This window comes from Luteibacter sp. GL_149 (assembly GCF_057834065.1).
In genome coordinates this window covers 1281400-1307885 of the sequence record NZ_CM174395.1, presented here as the reverse complement: position 1 = coordinate 1307885, position 26486 = coordinate 1281400, and the positions used below count along the sequence as shown (strand labels likewise).

Here is a 26486-nt window from a genome sequence, read left to right as displayed (position 1 = left end):
CCTCTTCCTCTCACTAACCGCTACTTACCAGGTTGCAACCAGCGATACGCCCGAGAACGCGGCGTAACCGCGAACCTTGACGTAGTACGTACCGGCCTGGCTCGACGAGAACGTGCAGGTCTCGTTGTTGCCCGTGAGGTACGGACGGCAGCCATAGCTGCTCGTCGTCGGAGCGGAACCGAACTTCACATAGAGATCCGCATCGCCGGTACCGCCGGAGATCTTGATCACCAGGTTCTTACCCGCCGGAACCACGACGGTGTAGTTCAGTTCAGCGCTCGTCGCGCCGGCAAGGCCGGTCTTGGCGACGCCATTCGACAACGCACCACCCGAACCGCCACCGCCCGTGCAGCTGACGCCGACGCCCGTGAAGGCGGCGGTGACATCGGCCTTGGTGTAGCCCAGATCGGTCGCCGCACTTTCAACGCCGCAGGCACCGGAATTGAACGTGCTCGAAGCCGTCCAGTACAGCGCATTGGCGCGGGCGAAAGCCTTGAACGCCTTGGACGTATCCCATCCGGTCGTCTTGGCCAGCAGGCAGAACGCCTTGTTGTACACGCCGCTCGAATAATGCACGTCGAGGCTGCTTGTGTAGTTCGCGGCGTTGTCGATGGAACTCCCGTCCTGGGTCGGATTGCACATATAACGCAACGCACCGGTACTCGATTTGAAGATGTCGGCGCCAACAAGGAAGTCGTTGCTGCCGCGGTCGTAGTACTCGGTCGCTTCGCCGGCAATGTCCGAATAAGCCTCGTTCATACCGCCGGACTGTCCGGAATAGGTAAGGTTCGAGTGCTGTTCGGTATAACCGTGGCTGATTTCATGACCGGTCACGTCGACCGACACCAGCGGATAGAACGTGCTTGCGCCGTCGCCGAAGTTCATCGACGTGCCGTCCCAGAACGCGTTCTCGTAGCTGGTGCTGTAATGCACCTTCATCAGCAGCACCTGGTTCAACGGGGCCGCACCGGTGTATGCCACATACATGTCATGCACCACGCCACCGAAATGGTGGGCGTCGTTGATCGGCGAATATGCGCCATTGATGGCATCGCCGCTGCTGCCCGACGCGCAGGTGAAGCTCCACAACGTACCGCCGCTGGTGGCGTGGTTGAGGTTGTAGGTCTTCACGTTGGCATTCTGCGCGGTACATGTCGTACCCGACTGCGACACAAGCAGCTTCGGATGTGCCTGGGACGATCCGTCGTACTGGTACTGGCCGGTTTTCGCATTGCCGCCGGGACCCGTTGCCAGGTAATCGGCCGTTGTCAGACCTTCCCACTGCTGGATCACTTCGCCGGTGTTGGCATCGATGATCGCGGTGGGACGCGACGGATGATCGCCGCCAGTGAAATATGAAGTCAGGTAGATCAGACGCGCCGGCGCGCCTTCGACCGGATAAACGTAGAGATCGGCCTTTGTGTTCTCGATGCTGGCCGCTGTCGAGAGAGTCAGTGCACGCGACTGACGCTGCAGGATCGCGACCGCCGCGGCGCCGTCGATCTTCGGCGACACGGAAGCGATATCGATGCCCAGATCCTGCGCGACGATACCGTTGGCGACGAGCGAATTACCCTGCGCGTCCTGTTCGACGGCAAGGCTGCGGCCGAACACCGGCACACCCTTGAAGGTCTGCTGCATGCGGACCGTCTGCGTGCCTCTTGCGGTGGGCAGCGAGTTCTTCGCTATGAAAGCGTTGTCGGCGCTGAGGCCCAGGCGTGCGACGAGCTGGTTAGCCGGTGCGACGCCCAGCGACTGTGCCTGCAGGTGCTGCTCGGTAGCCGCACTGGCGACCGTTGCGGCGGTGACGCCGAGTGCTGCGACCAGCAGTTTCAAGCGAACATGACTTGGCATTACGTCCCTCCTCCAGAGGATGGGCAAGCAACGGCCATTGCGGCCGCACGGACCACATCCAAACGTAAAGAACCGCGCGACGCGCGGATGATGTTTGCCTAGCGATCCCGTGTCCGTCCGTAATGACGCTCCTTCCCCTTTCTTCCGTAGAGGAACGTCGTGGACGTAAAGATGAACGCCGTGGGCGACAGGGGCCCACGTAACGGAATCGACGCACCGGCCTCCCAACCAGTCGCCGGGACACAAGCTAACGCATCATTACGTCGGTAACTATCTAGGGATTACCCTAGGTCGCACGCATACGTTCACGTTATCCGCGCTTGCGGGAGCATGGGAAACGGATCAGAGCATGCCCGTTTCGAGCTTCGCCGCATCCGACATCATCGAATGGTTCCACGGCGGATCGAATACCAGATCGACATCCGCTTCGTTCACGGTGGGAATCAGTTCGAGCTTCGTGCGCACGTCGTCGACGAGAATGTCGCCCATGCCGCAACCGGGCGCGGTGAGCGTCATCTTCACGTAGGCTTTGCGTGCGCCGTCGTCGCCGTGTTCCAGGCTCACGTCGTAGACGAGACCCAGCTCGACGACGTTGATCGGAATTTCCGGATCGAAACACGTGCGCAGTTGCTGCCACACGAGCTTTTCCACATCGTCGTCGCTGGCGCCCTCGGCCAGTTCGATCGGCTTCGGAGGTTCCTTGCCCAGCGCGTCGGCGTCGTCGCCGGCGATACGGAAAAGATTGCCTTCCACGTAAACCGTGAAGCTGCCGCCCAGCGCCTGGGTGATGTAGCCGATCTGCCCTGCCGGCAGCGTGACTGTTTCGCCCTGCGGCACCATGACCGCCTGGCAATCGCGCTCCAGTGTGAAGGGCTCGCTGCTGAGACTGAAACCGCTCATGCCTGTCCTGTTGATGAGGCCGCGTCGCGGCCACAAAGTCGATCATTATGACGCCGGAAGGCGTAATCGCTAAATCGGGGCATCCGGGCGCTTCTCAAGGCGGCGAATCCCCGACCGGGTTATGATGGCGGTTTTTCGCCTACGGAATTCTCCGCCCGTGCCAGCCAGCCCCCAGACCCCCGATGCCGTCTGATCGTCTGCGCGCCCTGCCGGGCCAGCTGTTCACCGCCCTGTGCGCCGCCATGTTCGGACTGGCGGCAGGCGCGCTGTGGACACTTCCGTCCATGTTCTACGGACGGGCCCTGCCCCTGCTGGCGCTGCCCGTCGGCTGGATACTCGGGGTTATCGTGCGCCGCTGGCTGAAGGCCCGGGGCGGATACGGCGCGCTGCTGGCCGCCGCCGCGACACTGCTGGCAAGCCTCTACACCACGTGCCTGGTCGCCGCCGCAATGATCGCCGGCCTCATGGGCGTGGGATTCGCCGACGCGCTCCGCGACGCCGGCCCGACGATGCTTCTGGAACTCGCACGCCTGTCTACCGGCCCGCGCGAGCTGGCCTTCCACCTGGCCGGCGCGGCCCTTGCCGCGCTGGCCGCGTGGCCGCTCAGGCGTCGATCGCCTTCGTCGCCGTAATCAGTTCGGCGACCGCCGCCTGGCCGTCGCCGTACAACATGCGCGTGTTATCCGCATAGAACAGCGCATTCTCGATGCCCGCGAAGCCCGTGCCCTTGCCGCGTTTGATCACAATGACGTTCTTCGCCGCCTCCACGTCCAGGATCGGCATACCGTAGATCGGCGATCCCGGGTCGGTCTTCGCGACAGGATTGACCACGTCGTTCGCGCCGATCACCAGCGCCACGTCGACCGCCGGGAATTCCGGGTTGATGTCGTCCATATCCGCGATCAGGTCGTAAGGCACGCCGGCTTCGGCCAGCAGCACGTTCATATGGCCCGGCATGCGGCCGGCGACCGGATGGATCGCGAAACGGACCTTCACGCCACGGGCGATAAGCAGTTGCGCCAGTTCCCAGACCTTGTGCTGGGCCTGGGCCACCGCGAGCCCATAACCAGGCACGATAACCACGCGCTCCGCGTAAGCCATCATCACCGCGACGTCCGCGGCGTCGATGGGCTTCTGTGCGCCATCGATCGCTTTCGCCTCGCCGGAAGCAACGCCGAAACTGCCGAACAGCACGTTGCCGAGCGAGCGGTTCATCGCCCGCGCCATCAACTGCGTCAGCAGCGTACCCGCCGCGCCGACGACCGTACCCGCGATGATCATGGTCTCGTTGCCAAGCACGAAGCCTTCGAAGGCGACGGCCAGACCGGTCAGGGCGTTATAAAGCGAGATCACCACCGGCATATCCGCGCCGCCGATCGGCAGCGTCATCATCACGCCGAGGGCCAGCGACAGCGCGAAGAAGACGGTGATCGCCGTGGCGTCGAGCCGGCCCACCACGAGCCAGATGCCGATGGCCAGCGCGGCAACCAGAACCAGTGCATTGACCGTGCGCTGCCCGGCGAATACGAACCGGCGATCCAGCCAGCCCTGCAGCTTGCCGAAAGCAACCAGCGAGCCACTGAAACTCACAGCACCGATCAGCGAACCCACCAGCGCCAGCGCCAGATGCGCGGTCGACGGCGGGTCGTAACCGGCGACGGCATATGTACCGCCGCCGAGCAGGTGCACGACATGCGAGGCATAACCGTAGAGTTCGGCACCGCCGATGGCGGCCGCGGCGCCACCACCCATGCCGTTATAGAGCGCCACCATTTCGGGCATGGCGGTCATCGCGACGCGACGTCCCGACCACCATGCGGCCAGCGTACCCAGGACCAGCGCCAGCAACATCAGCTCGCGATGTTTAAGACCCGGCAGGAACAGCGTGGCCGCCACGGCGAGCAGCATGCCCACACCCGCCCAGCCGATACCGCCGCGCGCAGTGCGCGGCGAGCTCATACGTTTGAGTCCGAGGATGAAAAGAAGCGCCGCAGCGAAGTAACAGGCCTGGATGACGGACGGGAACCAGTCCGTCATGAGCGCTTCTCCCGGCTGGCACGGAACATTTCCAGCATGCGCCCGGTAACGACATAGCCACCGACCGCGTTGCCGGCGCCCAGGAGCACGCCGACGAAGCCGATCGTAATTTCCAGCGGGGATTCGGCCCTGCCCAGCGCTATCATCGCCCCAATCACGACGATGCCATGGATGAAATTCGAACCGGACATGAGCGGGGTGTGCAGAATCACCGGCACGCGCGCGATGACTTCATACCCCGTAAATGCCGCCAACATGAAGATGTATAGCGCCAGAAACCCGTCGAGCATGCCCACTCCCCGTAGTCTGTCCGTCTCCCACCGATCATACGTGGGCACCGCGGGAGACGATAGGCACGTCAACCGGCGGCCCTAAACCGCGTTAACCGGAGAGTTCGACCCGTATGGAGCATGAGGATGCGGAACCCGATAAGGCGGAACCGGAAGCGATGAATGCCGGGATCGCCCTCGACAGCACCTTGCTGGACGTTGTCCGCGAGGTTCCGCGGAGCATGGACGCCTTCCTTGCCCAGGTCGAACGGCGCGCCTGGCGCATGGCCGAACTGAATCTCGGCAATCGCGAAGACGCGCTGGACGCGGTACAGGACGCGATGATGCGGCTGGTACAGCACTACAGCGGCAAGCCCGCCGAGGAATGGACCCCGCTGTTCTGGGGCATCCTGCGGCGACGCATTGTCGACCTGCAGCGCCGCCGGAAAGTCCGCTCGATCGTGGTGGGCTGGCTGGGTGGCGGCAAGGACGACGATGGCGACGAACTTCCCGCATGGGAGCCCGCGGACGAAGGTCCCGACCCATCGGCGAAGTTGCAGGACGCGCAGGCTTACAACGACATCGCGACAGCGGTACGCACCTTGCCGCGCCGCCAGCGCGAAGCGTTCATGTTGCGGGTGCTGGAAGGCCTGGACGTCGCGGAAACCGCCGCGGCCATGGGTTGCTCGGACGGAAGTGTGAAAACTCATCTTTCGCGCGCGATGCACGCGCTGCGCGATCAACTGGAGGCATGGCGATGAGCCAGCGCGACGAAGACATCAAACGCAGGGCACGCGAGCTTTACCTGCGCGCCAGCAGTGAAGTCGATCCGGCGACCGCCGGCCGTCTGCGCGCGGCCCGGCGCAGCGCACTCGACAAGCCGCAGGCTCATGCAACGCGACGCATGCTGCTGCCAGCGGGCGCGTTCGCCGTGGTTGCACTGGCCTCGCTGATGCTCTGGCAACCGCTCACGGGCTCGTCCAGCGCCCCGACCAAGGCGGTGCAATCCGTCGAAGCGGACAGCGACCTGCCACCCGATGCCGACAGTGCCGATCCGGCGCTGTACCAGAACCTCGATTTCTACGGATGGCTCGCAACCGACCAGCGCGCGGCATCCCCGACCCGATGACGACCATGCGCCCCTCCATCCTTGTCGCCATTCTCGCGCTGCTGCTCGTCGCTTTCGCACCGGCTATCGCGTTGGCGCAGGATCGTCCGCCCCCACCCCCGCCCGGGGAGCGCGGCCCGCCACCTCCGCCGCGCCCGTGGAGCACGCTGACGCCCGACCAACGCCAGATGTTCGCGCCGCTTTCCAAGGAATGGGACGACTTTCCGCCCCGTCGCCAGCAACACATGCTGGAAAAGGCGGCGCGCTGGGCGACGTTGCCGGAAGACAAGCGCGCCGAAATCCGCGAACGCATCGTCCGCTGGCAGCAGATGTCGCCGGAGCAGCGCGAAGAAGCGCGCCGCAACATGAAAAAATTCCACGATCTGACGCCGCAGCAACGCGATCAGCTGCATGCCGCGTTCGATCGTTTCCGCCAGCTCCCGCCCGACCAGCGTCAGGCGCTGATGCGGAAGTGGGAGAACCAGTCGCCGGACGACCGGCGCAAGTGGATCGACAGTCTGGGGCCGAACAGTGTCCTGCCTCCACCGCCCGACGGTCCGCCGCCTCCGGACGGTCCCGGTCCGGAGGGGCATGGTCGCAGGCCGCCTCCGCCGCCGGGCGGTTGAGCGCAAAGCAACGACCGCCCTCACCGTCGCTCCCGCGCAGGGGCGACGGTGAGAGATAGAAATGTCCCTCTCGTCAAATCAACTGCGGCTGCCTTTCGCCGACACGATTCACACACGTCGCCGCGACAAGATCGTCCGCGAAATCCGGCGACAGCTTGCCATCGCGCACCAGCAGATCGGCGAAGTTGAGCAGGTTGCGCGCATACATTTCCGACGCGTGCAACGGTGCACCGGCCGCCAGGTCGAGCGGACCAAGCACGGTCACCCCGCCGACATTCACGCGCTGCCCCGGCACCGTCGCCACGCAATTGCCGCCGCTTTCTGCGGCGAGATCGACGATCAGCGCGCCGGGCTTCATCCCTTCCAGCATCGCCGCCGTGAGTATCTTCGGCGCCGGCCTGCCGGGCACGGCGGCTGTCGTTACGACCACATCGAAAGCCCGCAGCCGCTCGCCGAGGGCGGCCTGTTGCGCGGCCTGTTCCTCTGCCGACAACTCGCGCGCATAACCGCCGCTGCCGCTGCCGCTGGCACTGACACCCAGGTCGAGAAAACGCGCACCCAGGGATTCGATCTGCTCGCGGGTTTCCGGACGAACGTCGTAACCCTCGATCTGCGCACCCAGACGCCGCGCGGTAGCGATAGCCTGCAGACCGGCCACGCCAGCGCCGATCACCAGCACTTTCGCCGGCCGGATCGTACCCGCCGCCGTGGTCAGCATCGGAAAGAACATCGGCGCCGCTTCGGCCGCGATCAGCATGGCCCGGTAACCGGCTACGGCCGCCTGGGAACTCAGTACGTCCATCGCCTGGGCGCGCGTAGTGCGCGGCAGGAGTTCCAGCGAAAAAGCCGTAACGCCGCGCTCGCCGAGTGCCTCGAGCCGGTCGCGTGCCGCATTCGGGCGAAACTGGCCGACGATGGCCGTACCGGCACGCAGAGCCGTGAGACGGTCGGCGGGAGGAAGCTGGACGCATAGCAACAGGTCGGCTCTCGTCGCCACGTCGGTCGCATCGGCGGGGGTAGCGCCCGCGGCGATATAAGTCGCATCGGGAAAGCCCGCCTCGCGCCCGGCGTCGTGTTCGAAAATGACGGCCAGCCCACGGGCCACCAGCTTGCGCGCCGTCTCCGGCGTCAAAGCCACCCGTCGCTCGCCTTTCGCGGTCTCGCACAACGCGCCTACAGTCATCGGCATACCAGGACTCCTCCCGCCCGTTCGGGCCATGGTAGCGTGCCCGCCACGTCGAGAGGCGGTCCCAAGCCGGGTACACTGAGCCGATGACCGCAGACCGCCTCCACCTCCTCAATACCCGTCATTCCGTCCCGTCGCGCCAGCTCGGCGAACCCGCCCCCGATGCCGCCACGCTGACCCGGCTGCTCGAAGCCGCCGTCCGCGTGCCCGATCACGGCAAGCTGGTGCCTTTCCGCATCCTGACGCTGCGTGGCGACGCCAAACTGGCCTTCGGCGAGCAGCTCACGGCGATGGCTTTGGCGAAGCACCCGGACATGCCTGAGTCGAAGCGGGAAAAAGAACGTCACCGCTACACCTTCGCGCCCCTGGTGCTGGTTGTCGTTGCCCACATCCACCGCGACAGCACGGTGCCGGAGTTCGAGCAGAACCTCAGCGCGGGCTGCGTTGCCTACAACATGCTGCTGGGTGCGCAGGCACTCGGCTTCGGCGCGCAGTGGCTGACCGGCTGGGCGGCGTACGACCGCGATGTCGGGACGCTGCTGGGCCTGGCCGACAACGAGCACGTCGTCGGCTTCGTGCACATGGGCACGGCGACGATGGACACGCCGGACCGCGACCGCCCCTCCGTCGACGGAATCGTGAGCGAATGGACGCCGTGACCGATTCGTCCGTCGTCCATCTGGTCGACGGCAGTCTCTATGTGTTCCGCGCCTGGCATTCGATGCCGGACGAGTTCCACGATCGCGAAGGCGAGTCGGTCAACGCCGTGCACGGCTTTACGCGTTTTCTTTGCGAACTGCTGGAAAAAACCCGCGCCGAACACATCGCGGTCGCCTTCGATGCCTCGCTGACCACCTCGTTCCGCAACGCGATCTATCCGGCCTATAAAGCGAATCGCGAGCTTCCGCCGCCGCAGCTGGTACGTCAGTTCGCGCTATGCCGCGACGTCTCGGCGGCGCTCGGACTCACGGTACTGAACGACCATCAGTACGAAGCCGACGATCTCATCGGCAGCGCGCTGTGGGGCCTGCGCGCCCATGGTTTCCGTGGCGTCATCGTCTCGGCCGACAAGGATTTCGGCCAACTGTTGGGCGAAGGCGACGAACAATGGGACTTCGCGCGCGGCGTGCGCTGGGGCGCGGCCGGCGTGTTCGACCGGCTGGGCGTGCATCCGCATCAGGTCGCCGACTATCTCGCGCTATGCGGCGACGCCGTGGATAACATTCCCGGCGTGCCCGGCGTCGGCGCCAAGACCGCCGCCGCGCTGCTCGCCCATTTCGGCGATCTGGACAGCGTGCTCGAACGCATCGACGAAGTGCCGTTCCTGCGCATTCGCGGCGCGGCGGCATGTGCCGTCCGGCTGCGCGAACACGCCGATCAGGCCCGCCTGTGCCGCCGGTTGACCCGCATTGCGCTGGATATCGCAGTAGCCGAAACGGCCGATGCGCTCATCCGCCGTCGCGGCGAGGCTTCGACGCTCGACGAGCTTTGCGAGCGGCTGCGGTTCGGGCCGTTGACGCGATCCCGGCTTCGCGCGTTGATTTAAGAGCGGGGATGGGGGGTGGGAAGTGGGGGCGCATGGTTTTGTACCGAGGCCAGCGTGCGCGCCGCGCCGAAGCAGCGCCGCCAGTACCCTCGAGCGCACGAGGCGACGCCCCCACTTCCCACCCCCATCCCCGCTCTACCAGTCACACCCCAGAGATAAATCCCCCGTCATAATTCCCGCCATCACCTCACGGAGCGCCATGCCATGCCGACCAGCCCCCTGCCCCACGCCTCACCGATTCCCGATGACGCCAGTGCGCCGGTGGAGCTGCTTTATGCGGGCAAGTGGCTGACGCTGAAGAAACGCGGACGCTGGGAATACGTCGAGCGCAACAATCCGGGCGGAGCGGTGATCATCCTGGCGGTAACGCCAGAGGACAAAGTCATCTTCGTCGAGCAGTACCGGGTGTCGATCCTGAAGAACACCATCGAAATGCCCGCGGGCCTCGTAGGCGACCTCGAAGACCAGGAAGACGAGGACGTCCTGCTCGCCGCCCGTCGCGAACTGGAAGAAGAAACCGGCTATGCCTGCGGTCGCCTCGATTTCGTGCACGAAGGCCCCTCCTCCTCGGGCATGAGCACCGAAATGATCGCCTTCGCCCGCGCCTGGGATCTCGTGAAGGTCGGCCCTGGCGGCGGCGATGAGTCGGAGAACATCGTCGTCCACGAAGTGCCCCGCTCGGAAGCGGGCGCGTGGCTGTTCGCCCGTGCGGCGGAGGGATTCTCGATCGATGCGAAGCTGTTCGCGGGCTTGTGGTTCATCGAACACCCGGAAGCGCATACGCGATGAATTAAAAGCGGGGATGGGGGGTGGGAAGTGGGGGCGTCGCTTCGTACGCATGAGGGTACTGGGGGCGCTGCTTCGGCGCGGCGCGCACGCTGGCCTCGGTACAAAACCATGCGCCCCCACTTCCCATCCCCCTCCCCCGCTGCATGTCAATTCTTGTCCCGACCGACCCAGCCGGGTAGCCTTGCCTCTGCCCTTCCGGCGCCTTCCCATGTCTGTTCGTTACGCCCATCTCCACCTGCACAGCGAATACTCGCTGGTCGACTCGACCATCCGCATCAAGCAGCTTGTCGCTGCCTGCGCGCGCGCGGGTATGCCCGCTGTCGCGCTGACCGACGAAAACAACCTGTTCGCACTGGTGAAGTTCTACAAGGCGGCGACGGCGGCCGGGATCAAGCCGATCGCGGGCTGCGACATCTGGGTTTCCAGTCCCGACGATCCGCGGCCGTGGCGTCTGACGCTGATTTGCCAGGACCGCGACGGTTATCTGAATCTGTCGCGCCTGATTTCCCGCGCATGGCGTGAAGGCCAGCATGGCGGACGCGCGCTGGTCGATGCCAGCTGGATGCATCCGGAAAGCGTCCGTGGCCTTATCGCCATCTGCGGGCGCGAAAGCGAAGTGGCTCGCATCGCGCAAGGCAGCGGATTACCCGCGGCGCACCTGCGCCTGGAACCGCTGCGCCGGCTGTTTCCGGAACGGCTATACCTCGAACTGACCCGTACCGGCCGCGACGGCGAAGAACTCTGGACCAAGGCGGCGCTCGCGCTGGCCGGCGACTTCGCACTGCCGGTCATCGCCAGCAACGACGTACGGTTCCTGCAGCGCAGCGACTTCGAATCGCACGAAGCGCGCGTATGCATCCACCAGGGCCGCGTCCTCGCCGATCCCAAGCGCCCGCACGACTACAGCGACGAACAGTATTTCAAGACGCCCGAGGAAATGGAGGCGCTGTTCGCCGACATTCCCGAAGCACTCGAAAACACGGTCGAACTCGCGAAGCGCTGCAACCTCGTACTGGACTTCGGCACGTACTACCTGCCGAATTTCCCCGTGCCCGAAGGCCATACGCTCGATACCTTCATCCGCGCCGAAGCGCAGAAAGGTCTCGAGGAACGCCTCGCGCAACACCCGATGGCCGCGGGACGCACGCTGGAGGATTACCAGACCCGCCTCGACCGCGAGGTCGACGTCATCATCGGCATGGGCTTCCCCGGCTACTTCCTGATCGTGGCCGACTTCATCGGCTGGGCGAAGGACAACGGCATTCCCGTCGGTCCGGGGCGAGGCTCCGGTGCGGGTTCGCTGGTCGCGTGGGTGTTGAAGATCACCGATCTGGACCCGTTGCAGTTCGAGCTTCTGTTCGAGCGCTTCCTGAATCCCGAACGCGTGTCGATGCCCGACTTCGACATCGACTTCTGCATGGACCGTCGCGACGAAGTCATCGACTACGTCGCACGCAAATACGGTCGCGATCACGTCAGCCAGATCATCACGTATGGTTCGATGGCGGCGAAAGCCGTGCTGCGCGACTCCGGCCGCGTACTCGGCATGGGTTACGGGCAGGTCGACAAGCTCGCCAAACTGATTCCGAACCGCCCGCTCGATCTCACGCTTTCCGATGCGCTCGGCCGCTCGGAAAAATCGAAGAAAGAGACCGACCGCGTCGTCAAGGATTTCTGCGACCTCTACGACAACGACGAAGAATCGCGGACGCTGATCGATCTGGCGCTCAGCCTCGAAAGCCTCACGCGTAACGCCGGCAAGCATGCCGGTGGCGTCGTTATCGCGCCCACGCCCCTGACCGACTTCGCGCCGCTGTACTGCGAAGCGGGCGGCGAAGGCGTGGTGACCCAGTTCGACAAAGACGACGTCGAAGCCGTGGGCCTGGTAAAGTTCGACTTCCTGGGATTGCGCACGCTCACCATCATCGACTGGGCGGTGAAGGCCATCAACGTGCGTCGCGCGAAGACGGACGAAGAACCGCTCGTCATCGAGTCGCTGCCGCTGGACGATCCGGCCGTCTATACGTTGCTGAAGAAAGCGCAGACCGTCGCGGTCTTCCAGCTCGAATCGCGCGGCATGCAGGGCATGCTCAAGGACGCGCAGGCCGACCGCTTCGAGGACATCATCGCGCTGGTGGCGCTGTACCGCCCCGGCCCGATGGACCTGATCCCCAGCTTCTGCGCGCGTAAACACGGACGAGAACCGGTCGAATACCCCGATCCGCGCGTCGAGCCCATCCTGCGAGAGACCTACGGCATCATGGTCTACCAGGAGCAGGTGATGCAGATGGCGCAGATCGTCGGCGGTTACACGCTGGGCGGCGCCGATCTTCTTCGCCGTGCAATGGGTAAGAAGAAAGCCGAGGAAATGATCAAGCACCGCGCGGTCTTCCGCGAAGGTGCAGGCAAAGACGGCATCAGCGAAAGCAAAGCCGACGCGATCTTCGACCTCATGGAGAAGTTCGCGGGCTACGGCTTCAACAAATCCCACGCTGCCGCGTACGCGCTGGTTTCCTACCAGACCGCGTGGCTGAAGGCGCACTACCCCGCCGAATTCATGGCCGCGACCATCTCGTCGGACATGGACAACACCGAGAAGGTCGTTACCTTCCTCGACGAAACCCGCGCCATCGGCATCAAGGTATTGCCGCCGGACGTGAATGCGTCGGCATGGATGTTCGAAGCGGTGGAGCCGAAGGTCGTGCGTTACGGACTCGGCGCCATCAAGGGCGTCGGCCAGGGCGTATGCGAGGAGATTGTCGCCGAACGCAACGCCCGCGGCCCTTATCGCGGACTGGTAGATTTCTGCCAGCGCGTGGGATCGAACAAACTCAACAAACGCGTTATGGAAGCGCTGGTGCAGGCCGGTGCGCTCGACGGGCTGGGCGAGAACCGCGCCACGCTGATCATGCACATTCCCGAAGCGATGCGCGCGGCCGATCAGGAAGCGAAGAACCGCGCATCGGGTCAGGTCGACATTTTCGGCTCCGCGTTCGGCGAGGCGGAAGCGCCCAGCATCATCGAACTGTCGGGCTCCGTACCGGAGTGGCCGCTGGAACAATTGCTTCAGGGCGAGCGTGAGACGCTCGGACACTATTTGTCCGGCCACCCCACCGATCCCTGGCAGGACGCGCTGTCGCAACTGTCCAGTTGCCCGATCGGCGAAATCCCCTCGCGATATCAGCCCCCTAAGCCGCGCCGCTCAGACGACGACGAAAACGCCAATCGTTTCCGCCGCGGCCCGGACACGCCCTGGACGGTCGCCGGCATGGTGGTCGGCATGCGCAAGCGCGGCGACAGCGACGCGTTCGTGCAGATCGAGGATTCGACCGGCCTGCTTGAGGTGAGCTTCTTCCGCGAGGTATTTACTGAATCGGCTCCACTGCTTACCCGCGACAACATGATCATCGTCGAAGGCGGCCTGCGCATCGACGACTTCGCCGGCGGTTACCAGCTGCGTGCAAAAAAAGCGTATTCGCTGAGCGATGCGCTGGAACATTACTCGCGACTGCTGCGCCTGCGCGTCAACGGCATCGGACCCGACTTCGTGCAACAACTGCGGCAGGCCATCGCCGGATACCGTGGCGGCCGTACGCCCCTGCTCCTCAGCGGTTATCGCAACGAAACCGCCCAGGCCGATATCGAACTCGGCGAAGCATGGCGCGTACGCGCCCTGCCCGATCTTATCCGCGTGCTACGTGGCATGCCCGGCATTCTTGGCGCCGACGTAAGACTTGTTCGGCCGTCCGAATAATGCATATCGACGGGACGCCGAGCGTCCCGTCGATATGCGCGATAACCACTCGGGTGTCCCGCGCGGCTGTTCCGCGGAGGCATGCCCGACCGGGCATTACATCGCCCTTACAGCGCAGCCTGCTCTCGCTCGGTCAGCGAAACATTGTCGACATACAGCAACGACAACTCATTGCCATCCACGCGTTCGATAGTGATTTTTAGCGTGGCCGGCTGAGGAAAGACGGCGGCATCGAAGTTGCCTGTCGCAAGGTCCCATCCATGTTTGACGTCGTAAGTGCGCGAGAACAGCTGAAGCTCCCGGTCCGGATGAGCAAGCACGGCGCTAAGCCTGAGCTGACCGGATTGCGGCCCCGCAACGCGCGCGTGCAGTTCGGGTACGTAGTAGGGAAGCGTGTCCGGATTCACCGTCGTATTCGCCGGTAATGCGATCGTCTGCGTCACGGCATCGCCCTTTCGCGACAGCACAAGTACTTCGTTGCCATCGACCCGTCCCACGGAAGGCGAACCGTCTTTAACATCCCAACCCCGCAACGTATGGGTTCCGAAGTCGGCATTCTTAACGCCGAGCAGGCAGGTCGAAGGGAATCGACCGTCGCCGCTACGCGCCGAGGGACAAAACGGATGGTCGGGCAAGGCGGCCTGCGCAACGGTCGCCGATGCGAAAAGAGCGAATACCGCGAACGTTGCGGCGCGCGTGCGACACGTGGACATGGATATATTCGTCACTGGATTTACTCGATAAGGGTGGAAAGTTTTCGCCGCGGATTAACGTCAGGGCTGACGTTCCTGATCCAGTCGCACGTCGTCGATCAACAGATTGGTGAACATGCCGCTGTCGAGTCGTTCGATCTCCAGAAGAATGACCAGTGGGTCATAAGGAATGCCCTTACCCACCACGCGCTCCTGCAGTACCTGCCAGTCGTTATTTCCGATGTCCGACTCCATATTGACGAGCGGTACGCGCGTGGCATCCTCGCCCTGCACCATCAGTGTCGCGGTCATGCGCAAACGCGCCGTCTCCGGCCCCGACGCGCGGGCGGACAGACGCTGGAAATACGTCGACAGATTGCGGCGGGGATCGCTGGTCCCGGCGGGCAGGATGACGACCTGAGAAATCTTGTCGCCGCGCGCCTTCAGCGAGACGACCTTCGATCCCTCGGCCGAGCCGACCGATGGCGCGTCGAGGTTGCCTGGTACGGTCGTCGCCTCCCAGGGTGCCAGGGTACCGGTTTCGAAATCGCCATTACGGGTAAGAGTGCAGCGCGCGGGATAACCAGGCGCATCGACCCCGTCGAAAGGACAGGGAGGCAAGCTCTCGTTGGTCGCTATCTGTGCAACGGCTGCGCTCGGCGCAGCGAGTGAAAGAGCGGCCACGGCCGCAAAGCGCGCGGAGCGCGCGAACATCCATGTGTGTTTCATTTCATTCGTATCTTAATGAGGGAGAGAAGCCGGCCGGGACCGGCGTGTGAATCCGTCGTCATACGCAACGCATCGTCCGTACCGGCGAAGATGACGTGCCTGAATGGCGCGTCGATAACCGGGAGACGGATATAGGCGACGGTGCGAACACCGTCGCCCTGTCAAACTCAGCGAACGCGCTGCTGCGTCACGCCGACGTTGTCGATGAACATCCGCGACGCATCGCTATCCATGCGCTCGATATCGATCACCATATGAGCCACTCCCTTGAACCTGAAGGCCTGTCCCTCGAAGCTCATGGGGATGCGCGCCCAATCCTGATCGGCATCGAAGGTCTGGACCATGAGCGGAGTGAGCGACCACACGTTGCCCGGGTCGACAAGCGATACCGTCAGCTTCACCTTGCCAGGCGTCGAGCCGTCCATGCGAGCCGAGAAGTGCGACACGTAACTCCACAGGAGATGCCCGTCGATCGTCGTGTGTGCCGGAAGCGGCACGACCTGGGTCACGCCGTCGCCGGCACCCGGCAACGCCACGACCTGCGAGCCGAAGCTCGTCACAACGCTGGCCGCGCCACGGCTGTTCCAGCCGTCCAGCGTACCGGTCTCGAAATTCGAGTTCTGGATCGCCAGGTAGCAGGGGCTGGGGTAATTCGGGAAACCCGCGGCGTACTTCGGGCAATAGGGCAATTCGGGCGAAGGCAGCAGCTGTGCGAATGCAGCAGATGACGTGGCCAGCGTAATAGCGGCCAACGCCGCAAGACGCGTGGTACGCGCCGACATCCATGTAATCTTCATCGATAGCTTCTCGTGTTGGAAAATAGTGATGCACCGGTGGGGACCGGCAATGAAATCTGCAAACCCGGAGACGTCGTCCGAGTGGGTGCATTGCAACAAAATTGCGCCGGGTATTGGGCAGGTCCTACCGCCCCCAAGGTTTCAGCCCACGGCAATTTCAGGGCTCGCCTGCAATTCGGACCACGGACGCCATCGCTGATGTCTCAAGGGCGTGCCTGCGCGGTTCACGGTCACCCCGAAAGCAGTGCGTTCAATAACTTATGCCGGACCAGCCCTACCGTACCCCGGCGCACACCGGCACTCCGCAGCACCCGGTATACTGTCGGGTCTTCCCGAACCACCGTTGCCCATGAACCCCAACTTCCTCGATTTCGAACAACCCATCGCAGAACTGGAAGCGAAGATCGAAGAGCTTCGTCACGCCAGTTCCGGACAGGCGTTCAACATCGACGAGGAGGTGGGACGGCTGCGCGAGAAGCTGAAGATCAAGACCAACGAGATCTTCCGCAACCTCACACCGTGGCAGGTCAGCCAGCTTTCGCGTCACCCCGGCCGCCCATACACGCTCGACTACATCCAGGCGATCTGCGAGGAATTCCACGAGCTGAAGGGCGACCGCATGTTCGCGGACGACCAGGCCATCGTGGGCGGCATCGGCCGCATCAACGGCCGTTCCGTCATGATCATCGGCCACCAGAAGGGCCGCGACACGAAATCGAAGGTCAAGCGTAACTTCGGCATGCCGCGTCCGGAGGGCTACCGCAAGGCGCTGCGCCTGATGAAGCTCGCCGAACGGTTCCGCATTCCGCTGCTGACCTTCATCGACACCGCCGGCGCATGGCCGGGCATCAACGCGGAAGAGCGCGGCCAGTCCGAAGCCATCGCGCGAAATCTGCTGGAGATGGCGGAGCTCAAGGTTCCTATCATCTGCACCGTCACGGGTGAAGGCGGTTCCGGCGGCGCACTCGCCATCGGCGTAGGCGACCGCACGCTGATGCTGCAGTACTCCACCTATTCGGTCATCACACCGGAAGGTTGCGCTTCCATTCTCTGGAAGAGCGCCGACAAAGCGAAAGACGCCGCCGAAGTCATGGGCCTCACTGCCCCGCGCCTGCTCGAGAACGGCCTGATCGACAAGATCGTGCGCGAACCGCTGGGCGGCGCGCATCGCAATCCCCAGTCCATGGCGATCCGCCTGAAGGCCGTCCTGCTGAACCAGCTCGACGAACTGGAAACGATGCCGGTCGAAACGCTGTTGCAGAAGCGCTACGAGCGTCTGCGCGGATATGGTGCGTTTACCGAAGGCTGAGCGCACACGATAGCCTCACCGTCGCCCCTGCGCAGGCAGGGGCCCAGGGCGACCACGTTCGACATAACCTCATCACTCGCGATCTGGCCTTAGAAGCGCGAATGGACCATGTCGCGACAACCTATTGCATCGCGCTGGGCTCCTGCCTGTGTGTATGTCCCCGGTCCATACACCTGTGCAGGAGCGACAGAAGAGACCCTCCTCGCAGCTTCGTGCGTTTCACAACCAACCGCCGATCGTCACAAAACCCGATGTAACATCGGTCGCACTCCAAGCGCGGAAGTCCTCCCATGGCCAGTGAGACCACGCAGAAGCTCGCCGTCCTGATCGATGCCGACAATGCACGCCCTGCCATCGTCGAGGGTTTGCTGGCTGAAATCGCCAAGTACGGCACGGCGCACGTCAAACGCATCTACGGCGACTGGACCGGTGCTCAGCTCGGGGGATGGAAAGCCGCATTGCTGCGACATTCAATCCAGCCCATCCAGCAGTTCGCCTATACCTCGGGCAAGAACGCCACCGATTCGGCGATGATCATCGACGCGATGGATCTGCTGTTCACCGAACGCTTCGACGGCTTCTGCATCGTATCCAGCGACAGCGACTTCACGCGGCTGGCATCGCGCATCCGCGAGTCCGGACGCATCGTGTACGGATTCGGCGAGAGCAAGACACCGGAGCCCTTCCGCACGGCCTGCGACAAATTCGTTTACACCGAAGTGCTGACCCGCCCCACCGAGGGCGACACGACCGAAGCCCCGAAGCGGCGCAGCGCGAAGGAGCTGCGTGGCGATACGCAGCTGATGAACCTGCTCCGCAACGCCATCGAAGCCGCGTCGGACGACACCGGCTGGGCGCACCTCGGCGCGACGGGCAGCATAATCAACAAGCAATCGCCCGAGTTCGATCCACGCAACTACGGCTACAGCAAACTCAGCGGCCTCATCAACGGCATCGGCGTGTTCGATACCGAGGAACGCCAGATCGGCAACGGCAAGCACATCTACGTGCGGCTAAGCGCGCGAAAGAAATGACGCACGCGCTCGTCGATCATCTCGCCATGGCCCTGACGGCGATGGAGCCTGCGCCACTACTCGTGGCGTACAGCGGCGGTCCCGACTCCTCCGCGCTGCTTCACGCGCTGGCGTCGCTGCCCGATGCGCCACCGCTGCGCGCGCTGCACATCGACCATGGGCTGCAAGCCGACAGCGCGGCGTGGGCCGCACACTGCTCCCGATTCTGCACGTCGATCGACGTCCCCTTCGAACGCGTGCGCGTATCGGTCGACCTGACTCGCGGTGAAGGCGTCGAATCGGCTGCCCGGCGCGCGCGCTATGGCGCGTTCGCGACCGCGATGCGCCCGGGCGAACGCATCGCGCTTGCCCATCATCGCGACGACCAGGTCGAAACGGTGCTTCTGAAACTGCTGCGCGGCGCAGGCCCCGAGGGACTCGCGGGCATGCGTTCGCTGCGACCGTTCGGCACGGGCGCGTTATGGCGGCCGCTGCTCGACCTGCCTCGCGCCGTCCTGCTGGACTACGCGGGCGTCAACGAACTCCGTACCATCCACGACCCGTCGAACGACGATCCACGCATGGCACGCAACTTCCTGCGCGCCAGCGTCGTGCCCGCATTGGCGCGCCACTGGCCCCAGACCGCCGCGAGCCTGACCCACAGCGCCGGGCTGTGCGCCGACGCGGCCGACTTCCTGCGCACGCAATGGCTTGGCGAACTGGATCGGCTACGCGCGCGCGACGGCACGCTCGATGCGATCGGCTGGCTGGAACTGCATCCCGCACTGCGCGTTCCTCTGCTCGACCACTGGCTTCACGACGCAGGCCTTACCGCGCCGACCACGGGGCAACGCCACGCCCTGGAACGGCAGATTCGCGAAGCCGGCGCCGAGCGCCTGCCCTGCGTGGCCTGGGGAGCAACCGAAGTGCGGGTGTGGCGTTCGCGGCTGTGGGCCATGCCTCGCCAACGCCCCGTCGACGCCTCCTGGGAAGCCTCGTGGTCGGGCGAGCCCCTACCCCTGCCCGGCGGCGGTACCCTGCGCCTGACGACCGGCTCGTTCGCACAGCCGCTGATCGTACGCGTGCGCCGCGGCGGCGAACGCCTGAAGCCCGATGGCGACCGGCACACCCGCGACCTGCGCGACCTGTTCCAGCAAGGCGCCATGCCGCCGTGGCTCCGTCCGCGCTGTCCGCTTATCTATGCCGGACAGGCTCTCGTCGCGATAGCCGACCGGTGGACCTCGGAAGCCGGCGAAATGCTGTTCGCGGCGTCGGGCGGACGTCCGTCATGGCAGTCCGACGATTGATTAGAAAGCCTGCGTGAGCTAGTTTGTCGCCCATGTCGAAGTCCTCCTCGTCCGCCGTTCCCACGTCCTCGATCGCCGAGTTCGAACATTCGCTCGACGAACTCGAACAGCTCGTGGCGCGCATGGAAGGCGGCGAGCTCAGTCTCGACGAATCCCTGCAGTCCTTCGAGCGCGGCATCGGGCTTTATCGCCATTGCCAGACCGCGCTGGAACAGGCCGAACTGCGCGTTCGCCTGCTGCTAGACCCCGAAGCTCCCGAAAGCGCCACGCCCTTTGAGCCCCACAACGACTGATCTTCCGGGTCCGCTGAAGGCGCTTATCGCGCGGGCGGATTCGGCCCTTGCGCGCGCGCTTCCCGGCGACGACGTACCTCCCGTCGAGCTGCACCGGGCCATGCGCTATGCCGTACTCGGCGGCGGTAAGCGATTGCGCCCCTTACTGGTCTACGCAGCGGCCCACGCGTTCGGCTGCGATGCTCCCCTGCTGGACGCGCCGGCCTGCGCCGTCGAAATCATCCACGCCTATTCGCTCGTGCACGACGACCTGCCAGCCATGGACGACGACGCCCTGCGCCGCGGTCGTCCGACCTGTCATATCGTGTTCGGCGAAGCCATGGCCATTCTCGCGGGCGATGCCTTGCAGGCACTGGCCTTCGAAATTCTGGCCACGCCCGTACCCGGTGCATCCGACGTATCCCGCCTGGCCATGCTCCGGGTCCTCGGGGCCGCGTGCGGCGCGGAAGGCATGGCTGGCGGCCAGGCGTTCGATCTTTCCGCCGTGGGTACGACACTCAGCCTGGCAGAACTTGAGCGCATGCACGCTTACAAAACCGGCGCACTGATCCGCGCTTCGGTGCGTATGGGCGCGCTGGCCGCAGACTGCGACGATATGGGCCTGCTGGATGGACTGGACCGTTACGCCCACGCGGTCGGCCTGGCATTCCAGGTCCGCGACGACATCCTCGATGTCGAAGGCGATGCGTCAGTGATCGGCAAGACCGCCGGCAAGGATGCAGCGGCGGACAAACCCACGTTCCCTTCCATCATCGGTATGGCCGCATCGCGCGCGCATCTGGACGAGCTGATCGGCACGGCGCTCACCGCTATCGAACCGCTGGGCGAACGCGGCGCATGGCTGGCCGACCTGGCACGCTACGCGGCGCAACGCGCTCATTGACCGGCCCCGCAACGTCGATCAGACGATGCGATCGCGCCCTTGCTGTTTCGCCTCGTACAGACGCCGGTCCGCCAGATCGAGAAACGCGAAGTGCTCGTCGTTGCGACCCGGTATCGCGGTGGCGACGCCGATACTGACGGTGAGCACGCTGCCCAAAGGCGATGCCCCGTGGACGATGGCAGCGCGGGCGATCAACTCGCGGCAACGGCTTGCGACGGCATGCGCCGATGCCTCGTCGGTTTCCGGAAGCACCACTGCGAATTCTTCGCCACCGAAGCGCGCGTAAAAGTCGCGCAGGCGGGTCGCCGCACCCGACAGAAGCGCGGCGATCTGCTTCAGGCAGGCATCGCCCTGCAAGTGACCGTAGTGATCGTTGTACTGTTTGAAGTAGTCGATATCGAGCATGATCATCGAAATCGGCTCGCGGCTGCGCCGGGCATCGGCCCATTCGCGATCGAGGACGAGGTCGAAGCGACGGCGATTCGCAACGCCAGTCAGTCCGTCCTTGAACGACATCTCTTCCAGTTCCTTCTGCAGTGCAAGCAACCGGTGTTCCGTCTGCTTCCGCTCGCTGATGTCGAACATGAAACCAATCAGCGAATCGACCGTGCCATCCGGCTTGCGTACGACATGCACCACGTCGCGAATCCAGATGTAGTCGCCACTCTTCGTCAATGCCCGGTAGTCGGCTTCATGGTCCACACCGGCGATCGACTGCGCGATGCAATAGTCCACCGCCCATGCGCGATCTTCCGGATGCATGCGCTCGACCCAGTCCTGCACACTTACCCAGCTCGAACACTCCCACCCGAGGAGTACCTCCAACTGCGGCCCGACGTAAGAGAAGCTCTTCGAGTCCCAGTCGATCTTCCAGGGAATGGCCTGGGTCGATTCCAGCAGCGTCTTGTAGACGGCCAGATCGTTTTCAATCTCGAGCCCGATCGCTTCGCTCATCCGGATCCCCCCTCAGGTTTCAGGCCGCAACGTCAGGTAACGGCAGACTGGCCAACGCGCGTTCGTACAACGTCATGAGCGCCGTGGGCTCGTCGTAATCGATACGTTCGCCCGCGCGCAGATCGCGACGCATAAGGCGGATCATCTGCGTCGTCACGTCGCTACCGAATGTCGATGGCGGCTTGCCGGTCACTTCGGCCAGCCGTCCGGCCAGCACGGGCGAGTCGCTTATCACCGGACAGACGCGGTAACCGTAGGTTCCGCCGATGGCTTCCGGAGGCAGATCCATGAAGCGATCGGCACGCTGCGCGAAAAAGCTCAGCGACAGCCGGTAAGCGTTGTGGCCGACGATGGGCAGGTCGTCGGGAACGGGCGCCATCTCGTCGAGTTCCTGCAATCCCGTCGCCAGCGGCAGCAACTGGTCCAGACGGTAGGTGCGCATATAGGGATTGCCCACGCGCACGAGATTGGCGATCAACTCGGCGAGGGACGCGTGACCGATCACCGCCGCCCGCTTCGGCAGACCGCCCCATGCACCATCCGCTCCGTTGAGCAGCGCTTCCATCACCGAAGCGTTTTCGAAGCCGGCACCCGAATGCACGTGGACCAGGATCTTGAATGGCGACGGCAGATAGCTGCGCGCCACGGCGACGTAAGCGCCGACCTGGAACGGCAGATAGGTGCCCCGATCGTCTTCCATCGTGATGCCTTCGATAGGCAGCGTCGCGAGAAGCGCGAGGATTTCGCACGTCGTTTCCAGCGATTCGGAAAACGCGTCGCAACCGTCCACGATGTTGATCAGGATGCGCGGCTTGCCGCCGTTGTCGCCACGCATGTTGTCATGCAGCCACTGGACGCTGGCGGGCAGGCTGCGGCGAAGCGTAGGCAGGTCGTAGTTGCCCTGCATGCCGAGCTTGCTGAGATAAATTTCGTGCACCGTATTGGGCACGGTATAGGCGGCGAGCTTCCGCTGCGATGGATCCGGCGTGAACGTACCGTCCGGCGCGGCGATGCCCATGGCCGTGAACGCGAAGCAACCGGTCATGTCGATATGGTTGTCGCGCAGGTACATCATGAAGTCGTCGTCGACTTCGAGTTCGTCGGGCATCGCGTAATCGAGCGTGCCGAGCGAGATATTCGTGAACCCGAACTCGCGCAGTTTCGGCAGGATGGCCAGTTTGTCGGCCAGGGTCTGCCCGATCGCGGAACCTACCGGATTCTCGCGCAGCGACAGATCGATCAGGTAGGGCCTGACGTTACGCAACTTTTCGAGCTTCGCGTCCGCCACGGCAAGTATGGCGCGCGCCTGGTCCAGCATGTGCGTCGTAGTCATGACTCCCCCCCTGGGAACAGAACCGAACGGCCTGCCTGTATATCGGCAGAAGACATCATAGCTGTAGGAGCGGGCTTGACCGCGATCCCTGCACAAAAGGCAGATAGCAAAAAGCCCGCCGAAGCGGGCTTTTTGTCGGAGCGTTGAAACGGTCAGGCCACCAGTCGCAGGGCGAACGGGTACTTGTAGGTTCCGGTCTGACTGACTTTTATCGCGGCTACGATGCAGAAAATAAGATTCGCGATCCACAGCAGCGGCGTCAGGAAGGCCCCGATGACGACAAAGGTGAGAACCCAGCAGATGACATAACCGATCAGGACCGTGATCTGGAAATTCAGTGCTTCCTTCGCTTCGGTGACGAGGTACGCCTTTTCGGCGCGGTCCTTATGGATCAGCCATACGATCAGCGGAACGATGATGCTGAAAATGATGCCCGAGAGATGGGTCAGCATCGCGATATTGCGATCATCGGTCGACGTGCCCGACGCGGGCGGCGGGTCGTAGGACGGGGGTGGAGCCGGTGGAATCTGGTCGGACGGCGTACTCATGGTGCGGCGACTCCCTTGATAGATTCGCAGACACTTTCGAGAGTCGCAGGGGCCGTGTCAAGAACATCCGCAGCACGAGGCCGGCCTGGCGGGAACCCGCTTCGCGGGCGAAAAGGCAACGAAGAGGGAAAATCCCCCGGACCGCCTGAGGCGACCCTTCACCCTGGTGCTATCCCCGGCGAAAACCGGGGGCGGCAGTCGCCGCGACCTATTCGCCAGCGATGGTCATTTTCTCGACCAGGAGCGAGCCCGTCAGGATGTGCGAGCGGGGGTCGACGTCCGCGCCGACCGCCACCAGGTTCGCGTACATGTCGCGCAGGTTGGCGGCGATGGTGATCTCCTCGACGGGGTAGGCGATTTCGCCGTTCTCGACCCAGAAACCCGCCGCGCCTCGCGAGTAGTCGCCCGTGATGATGGACACGCCCTGCCCCATCACCTCGGTCACGAGCAGGCCCGTCCCCATCCGGCGCAGCATTCCCGCGAAGTCGTCTTCGCCAGACCGCACGACAAGGTTGTGCACGCCACCGGCGTTGCCCGTGGATTCCAACCCGAGCTTGCGGGCCGAATAGCTGCCGAGGATGTAGCGCTGGAGCACGCCATCGACGATCAGAGGCGATTCGCGCGTGGCGACACCTTCGGCATCGAACGACGAGGAACCGAGGCCGCGCTGAAGCAACGGTTTTTCGTCGATCCGCATCCACGAAGGCATGATCTGCTTGCCGACGTGGTCTAGCAGGAAGCTGGAACGCCGGTACAGCGAACCGCCACTGACCGCGCCAAGCAGGTGACCGAGCACCGAACGGGCGACTTCCGGCGCGAACAGCACCGGACTCTGGCGCGTAGAAAGGCGGCGCGAGCCCAGGCGCGACAGGGTGCGTTCCGCCGCTTTGCGACCGATCGCGGCGGCCTGCATGAAATCGCCCGCGTTGCGGACGCTGTCGTACCAGTAGTCGCGCTGCATGCCCTGCTCGTCTTCGGCGATCAGAGCGACGGACAGCGAATGGCGGGTGCCACGCTCCCGGCCGACGAAGCCATGCGAGTTGGCATAGACGGAAATGCTGCGGCCGGCATTCACGCTGGCGCCGTCGGAATTGTCGATGCCCGGGCGGTCGCGACCGGCGTCCTCGATCTCCCGGCCGAGGACGATGGCGTCCGCCACGTCGATGTTCCAGGGATGCCAAAGGTCGAGGTCGGGCTGGGAGGTCGCCATGCGCGCCGCGTCGGCCAGACCGGAATCGGGGTCTTCCTCGGTAAAGCGGGCGATGGCGCAGGCCTGCTCCAGCGTGGCCTGGATCGAATCGGGGTTCAGGTCGGCGGTGCTGGCCGAGCCCTTGCGCTTCCCGAAATACACCGTGAGGCCGAATCCGCGGTCGCGCGTGTGTTCGACGGTTTCCACCTCGCCCAGGCGCACATTCACGTTCAGACCGACGTCGATACTTGCCGATACCTCGGCCTGGCTCGCGCCGGCGGCTCGGGCGCGCCGGATCACGTCTTCGGCCAGTTGGGCCAGTCGGTCGAGATCCTGCGTACTGGTATCGATGCTTGCGACTTCGCTCACGTGGGCTTCCTGAAGGGGGGCGGGTAGAATGCGTCCTTACGACGCCTCATCGACCGCAAGAATGGGGTCTTGGCGGCCCGAATAAAAGCAACCGCGCCGCGCATGGTGCCATGGAACCTTCATTGACGACCGTACGCAGCGGCTTCTACCGCCATTACAAAGGCAATTCCTATCGCGTGCTGGGCGTGGCCCGGCATAGCGAAGACCTGGAGGAAATGGTGGTCTACCAGGCCCTCTACGGCGACCACGGACTCTGGGTACGTCCCGCGGGAATGTTCGCCGAAACCGTCGAGATCGACGGCAAGGTCATCCCCCGCTTTACCTATGAAAGCGACGCGCCCGGCTTCGCCGAACTGACTGGAAATACGCTGTGACGAACGAAACGTACGACGAAGGACGAGACCTCGGGCGCGGCCGCAGCGAAAATCGCCGCAAAGCGCTCGACATCCTGAAGCTGGCCGGCCAGCTCATGGAGCTGCCGCCCAGCCGCATTCCCAAGCTCAATCTGCCGGACGACATCGTCGACGAAATCGCACGCACGCGGAAAATCACCGCGCACATCGCCCGCAAGCGACAGTTGGCCTTCCTCGCCAAGCAGATGCGCAAGCATGGCGACGAAGCGTTCACCGACGCCCGCGCCGCGCTGGGCGAAGACCGCCAGCGTCAGCGCGAGGACGCCGCCTTCATGCACCGCATCGAGGCCCGGCGCGAGCGCCTGATGGAAGACGGCGACGTCGCCCTCGGCGAACTGTTCGACCAGCACCCGGAACTGGATCGCCAGCACATGCGTTCGCTGATACGGCAGGCGCGTATCGAAAAGGAAAAGGCGAAGCCGCCGCACGCGTTCCGCGAGCTTTATCAGATCCTGAAGGACCTGGAAGCGAAGGGGCAGGAAGGCGCGGACGGTGACGTGGAAGACCACGGCCCGGAAGACAAAGCTCAGGACTGAGGCCCGGCCCAGCCGCGCTTTCGATCCCTGTGGGATCGAAAGCGCGCTTGTT

At 64.2% G+C, this 26486-nt stretch carries 27 protein-coding genes; 15 read left to right on the top strand and 12 right to left on the bottom strand.

Features of this window, described 5'->3' with window-relative positions:
• Positions 1 to 24 precede the first annotated feature (24 nt).
• Both AC3IR3_RS05835 and sufT read right to left on the bottom strand, forming a co-directional pair.
• Positions 25 to 1854, bottom strand: a complete 1830-nt coding sequence (locus AC3IR3_RS05835) for a M4 family metallopeptidase (RefSeq protein WP_489196022.1) — start codon at positions 1852 to 1854, stop codon at positions 25 to 27.
• A gap of 342 nt (positions 1855 to 2196) precedes the next feature.
• On the bottom strand, positions 2197 to 2754 hold the full coding sequence (sufT, locus tag AC3IR3_RS05830) for a putative Fe-S cluster assembly protein SufT (protein WP_132147424.1): 558 nt from the start codon (positions 2752 to 2754) through the stop codon (positions 2197 to 2199).
• A gap of 182 nt (positions 2755 to 2936) precedes the next feature.
• Between sufT and AC3IR3_RS05825 the strand changes: the two genes are divergently transcribed.
• Positions 2937 to 3386 (top strand): hypothetical protein, encoded by a 450-nt coding sequence (locus AC3IR3_RS05825; RefSeq protein WP_489196021.1) that lies wholly within the window; start codon positions 2937 to 2939, stop codon positions 3384 to 3386.
• Here the strand turns inward: AC3IR3_RS05825 and AC3IR3_RS05820 are convergent.
• Together AC3IR3_RS05820 and AC3IR3_RS05815 are read right to left on the bottom strand one after the other, a co-directional pair.
• Complete coding sequence (locus AC3IR3_RS05820) at positions 3358 to 4791, bottom strand: NAD(P)(+) transhydrogenase (Re/Si-specific) subunit beta (protein WP_489196020.1); 1434 nt, start codon at positions 4789 to 4791, stop codon at positions 3358 to 3360. The genes AC3IR3_RS05825 and AC3IR3_RS05820 overlap by 29 nt on opposite strands.
• A complete protein-coding gene (locus tag AC3IR3_RS05815) occupies positions 4788 to 5081 on the bottom strand; it encodes an NAD(P) transhydrogenase subunit alpha part 2 (RefSeq protein ID WP_132147550.1) in 294 nt (97 codons plus the stop codon). The genes AC3IR3_RS05820 and AC3IR3_RS05815 overlap by 4 nt, the downstream gene beginning before the upstream one ends.
• 158 nt (positions 5082 to 5239) lie before the next feature.
• On the opposite strand from AC3IR3_RS05815, the gene AC3IR3_RS05810 reads away from it, so the two are divergent.
• The 3 genes from AC3IR3_RS05810 to AC3IR3_RS05800 are packed head-to-tail and all read left to right on the top strand — an operon-like array spanning position 5240 to position 6794.
• Positions 5240 to 5821 (top strand): RNA polymerase sigma factor, encoded by a 582-nt coding sequence (locus AC3IR3_RS05810; protein WP_132147418.1) that lies wholly within the window; start codon positions 5240 to 5242, stop codon positions 5819 to 5821.
• Entirely contained in the window at positions 5818 to 6189 is a 372-nt protein-coding gene (locus AC3IR3_RS05805) for a hypothetical protein (protein ID WP_489196019.1), read from the top strand. Before AC3IR3_RS05810 ends, AC3IR3_RS05805 begins: the two co-directional genes overlap by 4 nt.
• Before the next feature lie 5 nt (positions 6190 to 6194).
• Complete coding sequence (locus AC3IR3_RS05800) at positions 6195 to 6794, top strand: DUF3106 domain-containing protein (RefSeq protein ID WP_489196018.1); 600 nt, start codon at positions 6195 to 6197, stop codon at positions 6792 to 6794.
• Between the two features lie 73 nt (positions 6795 to 6867).
• On the opposite strand, the gene AC3IR3_RS05795 is transcribed toward AC3IR3_RS05800, so the two are convergent.
• Positions 6868 to 7983, bottom strand: coding sequence for an NAD(P) transhydrogenase subunit alpha (locus tag AC3IR3_RS05795; RefSeq protein ID WP_489196017.1), 1116 nt, complete (start codon positions 7981 to 7983; stop codon positions 6868 to 6870).
• Positions 7984 to 8066: 83 nt separating this feature from the next.
• On the opposite strand from AC3IR3_RS05795, the gene AC3IR3_RS05790 reads away from it, so the two are divergent.
• The 4 genes from AC3IR3_RS05790 (at position 8067) to dnaE (ending at position 14069) form a co-directional block, all read left to right on the top strand.
• Positions 8067 to 8639 carry a nitroreductase family protein gene (locus AC3IR3_RS05790; protein WP_489196016.1) on the top strand — a complete coding sequence of 191 codons (573 nt, stop codon included), beginning with the start codon at positions 8067 to 8069 and terminating at the stop codon, positions 8637 to 8639.
• A complete protein-coding gene (locus tag AC3IR3_RS05785) occupies positions 8627 to 9526 on the top strand; it encodes a 5'-3' exonuclease (RefSeq protein WP_489196015.1) in 900 nt (299 codons plus the stop codon). Before AC3IR3_RS05790 ends, AC3IR3_RS05785 begins: the two co-directional genes overlap by 13 nt.
• Positions 9527 to 9730: 204 nt before the next feature.
• Complete coding sequence (locus AC3IR3_RS05780) at positions 9731 to 10315, top strand: NUDIX hydrolase (RefSeq protein WP_489196014.1); 585 nt, start codon at positions 9731 to 9733, stop codon at positions 10313 to 10315.
• Positions 10316 to 10523: 208 nt separating this feature from the next.
• Positions 10524 to 14069, top strand: a complete 3546-nt coding sequence (gene dnaE, locus AC3IR3_RS05775) for a DNA polymerase III subunit alpha (protein ID WP_489196013.1) — start codon at positions 10524 to 10526, stop codon at positions 14067 to 14069.
• A 107-nt stretch (positions 14070 to 14176) separates the two neighbouring features.
• Here the strand turns inward: dnaE and AC3IR3_RS05770 are convergent, their stop codons facing one another.
• From AC3IR3_RS05770 to AC3IR3_RS05760, 3 genes are all read right to left on the bottom strand, one after another.
• Positions 14177 to 14782 (bottom strand): hypothetical protein, encoded by a 606-nt coding sequence (locus AC3IR3_RS05770; protein ID WP_489196012.1) that lies wholly within the window; start codon positions 14780 to 14782, stop codon positions 14177 to 14179.
• Between the two features lie 60 nt (positions 14783 to 14842).
• Entirely contained in the window at positions 14843 to 15490 is a 648-nt protein-coding gene (locus AC3IR3_RS05765) for a hypothetical protein (protein ID WP_489196011.1), read from the bottom strand.
• 167 nt (positions 15491 to 15657) lie between these two features.
• Positions 15658 to 16287 (bottom strand): carbohydrate binding domain-containing protein, encoded by a 630-nt coding sequence (locus tag AC3IR3_RS05760; protein ID WP_489196010.1) that lies wholly within the window; start codon positions 16285 to 16287, stop codon positions 15658 to 15660.
• 349 nt (positions 16288 to 16636) lie between these two features.
• Between AC3IR3_RS05760 and AC3IR3_RS05755 the strand changes: the two genes are divergently transcribed.
• The 5 genes from AC3IR3_RS05755 to AC3IR3_RS05735 all read left to right on the top strand — a co-directional run bounded on the left by AC3IR3_RS05755 (position 16637) and on the right by AC3IR3_RS05735 (position 21092).
• Positions 16637 to 17596 carry an acetyl-CoA carboxylase carboxyltransferase subunit alpha gene (locus tag AC3IR3_RS05755; RefSeq protein WP_489196009.1) on the top strand — a complete coding sequence of 320 codons (960 nt, stop codon included), beginning with the start codon at positions 16637 to 16639 and terminating at the stop codon, positions 17594 to 17596.
• A 290-nt stretch (positions 17597 to 17886) separates the two neighbouring features.
• Positions 17887 to 18630: an NYN domain-containing protein gene (locus tag AC3IR3_RS05750; protein ID WP_132147385.1), complete on the top strand. Its 744-nt coding sequence runs from the start codon at positions 17887 to 17889 to the stop codon at positions 18628 to 18630.
• Positions 18627 to 19916, top strand: a complete 1290-nt coding sequence (tilS, locus tag AC3IR3_RS05745; protein WP_489196008.1) for a tRNA lysidine(34) synthetase TilS — start codon at positions 18627 to 18629, stop codon at positions 19914 to 19916. The genes AC3IR3_RS05750 and tilS overlap by 4 nt, the downstream gene beginning before the upstream one ends.
• A gap of 32 nt (positions 19917 to 19948) precedes the next feature.
• Positions 19949 to 20209: an exodeoxyribonuclease VII small subunit gene (locus AC3IR3_RS05740; protein WP_132147379.1), complete on the top strand. Its 261-nt coding sequence runs from the start codon at positions 19949 to 19951 to the stop codon at positions 20207 to 20209.
• Positions 20190 to 21092 (top strand): polyprenyl synthetase family protein, encoded by a 903-nt coding sequence (locus tag AC3IR3_RS05735; RefSeq protein ID WP_489196007.1) that lies wholly within the window; start codon positions 20190 to 20192, stop codon positions 21090 to 21092. Before AC3IR3_RS05740 ends, AC3IR3_RS05735 begins: the two co-directional genes overlap by 20 nt.
• Before the next feature lie 18 nt (positions 21093 to 21110).
• Here AC3IR3_RS05735 and AC3IR3_RS05730 read toward each other — a convergent pair whose 3' ends face one another.
• The 4 genes from AC3IR3_RS05730 to pmbA all read right to left on the bottom strand — a co-directional run bounded on the left by AC3IR3_RS05730 (position 21111) and on the right by pmbA (position 25485).
• Complete coding sequence (locus tag AC3IR3_RS05730; RefSeq protein ID WP_489196006.1) at positions 21111 to 22046, bottom strand: GGDEF domain-containing protein; 936 nt, start codon at positions 22044 to 22046, stop codon at positions 21111 to 21113.
• 19 nt (positions 22047 to 22065) lie between these two features.
• On the bottom strand, positions 22066 to 23379 hold the full coding sequence (locus AC3IR3_RS05725) for a beta/alpha barrel domain-containing protein (RefSeq protein ID WP_489196005.1): 1314 nt from the start codon (positions 23377 to 23379) through the stop codon (positions 22066 to 22068).
• A gap of 152 nt (positions 23380 to 23531) precedes the next feature.
• A complete protein-coding gene (locus tag AC3IR3_RS05720; protein WP_132147367.1) occupies positions 23532 to 23927 on the bottom strand; it encodes a DUF4870 domain-containing protein in 396 nt (131 codons plus the stop codon).
• Between the two features lie 208 nt (positions 23928 to 24135).
• A complete protein-coding gene (pmbA, locus tag AC3IR3_RS05715; RefSeq protein WP_489196004.1) occupies positions 24136 to 25485 on the bottom strand; it encodes a metalloprotease PmbA in 1350 nt (449 codons plus the stop codon).
• 122 nt (positions 25486 to 25607) lie between these two features.
• On the opposite strand from pmbA, the gene AC3IR3_RS05710 reads away from it, so the two are divergent.
• Positions 25608 to 25859, top strand: a complete 252-nt coding sequence (locus AC3IR3_RS05710) for a DUF1653 domain-containing protein (protein WP_489196003.1) — start codon at positions 25608 to 25610, stop codon at positions 25857 to 25859.
• Entirely contained in the window at positions 25856 to 26434 is a 579-nt protein-coding gene (gene yjgA / locus AC3IR3_RS05705; protein WP_489196002.1) for a ribosome biogenesis factor YjgA, read from the top strand. The genes AC3IR3_RS05710 and yjgA overlap by 4 nt, the downstream gene beginning before the upstream one ends.
• Positions 26435 to 26486: the final 52 nt, after the last annotated feature.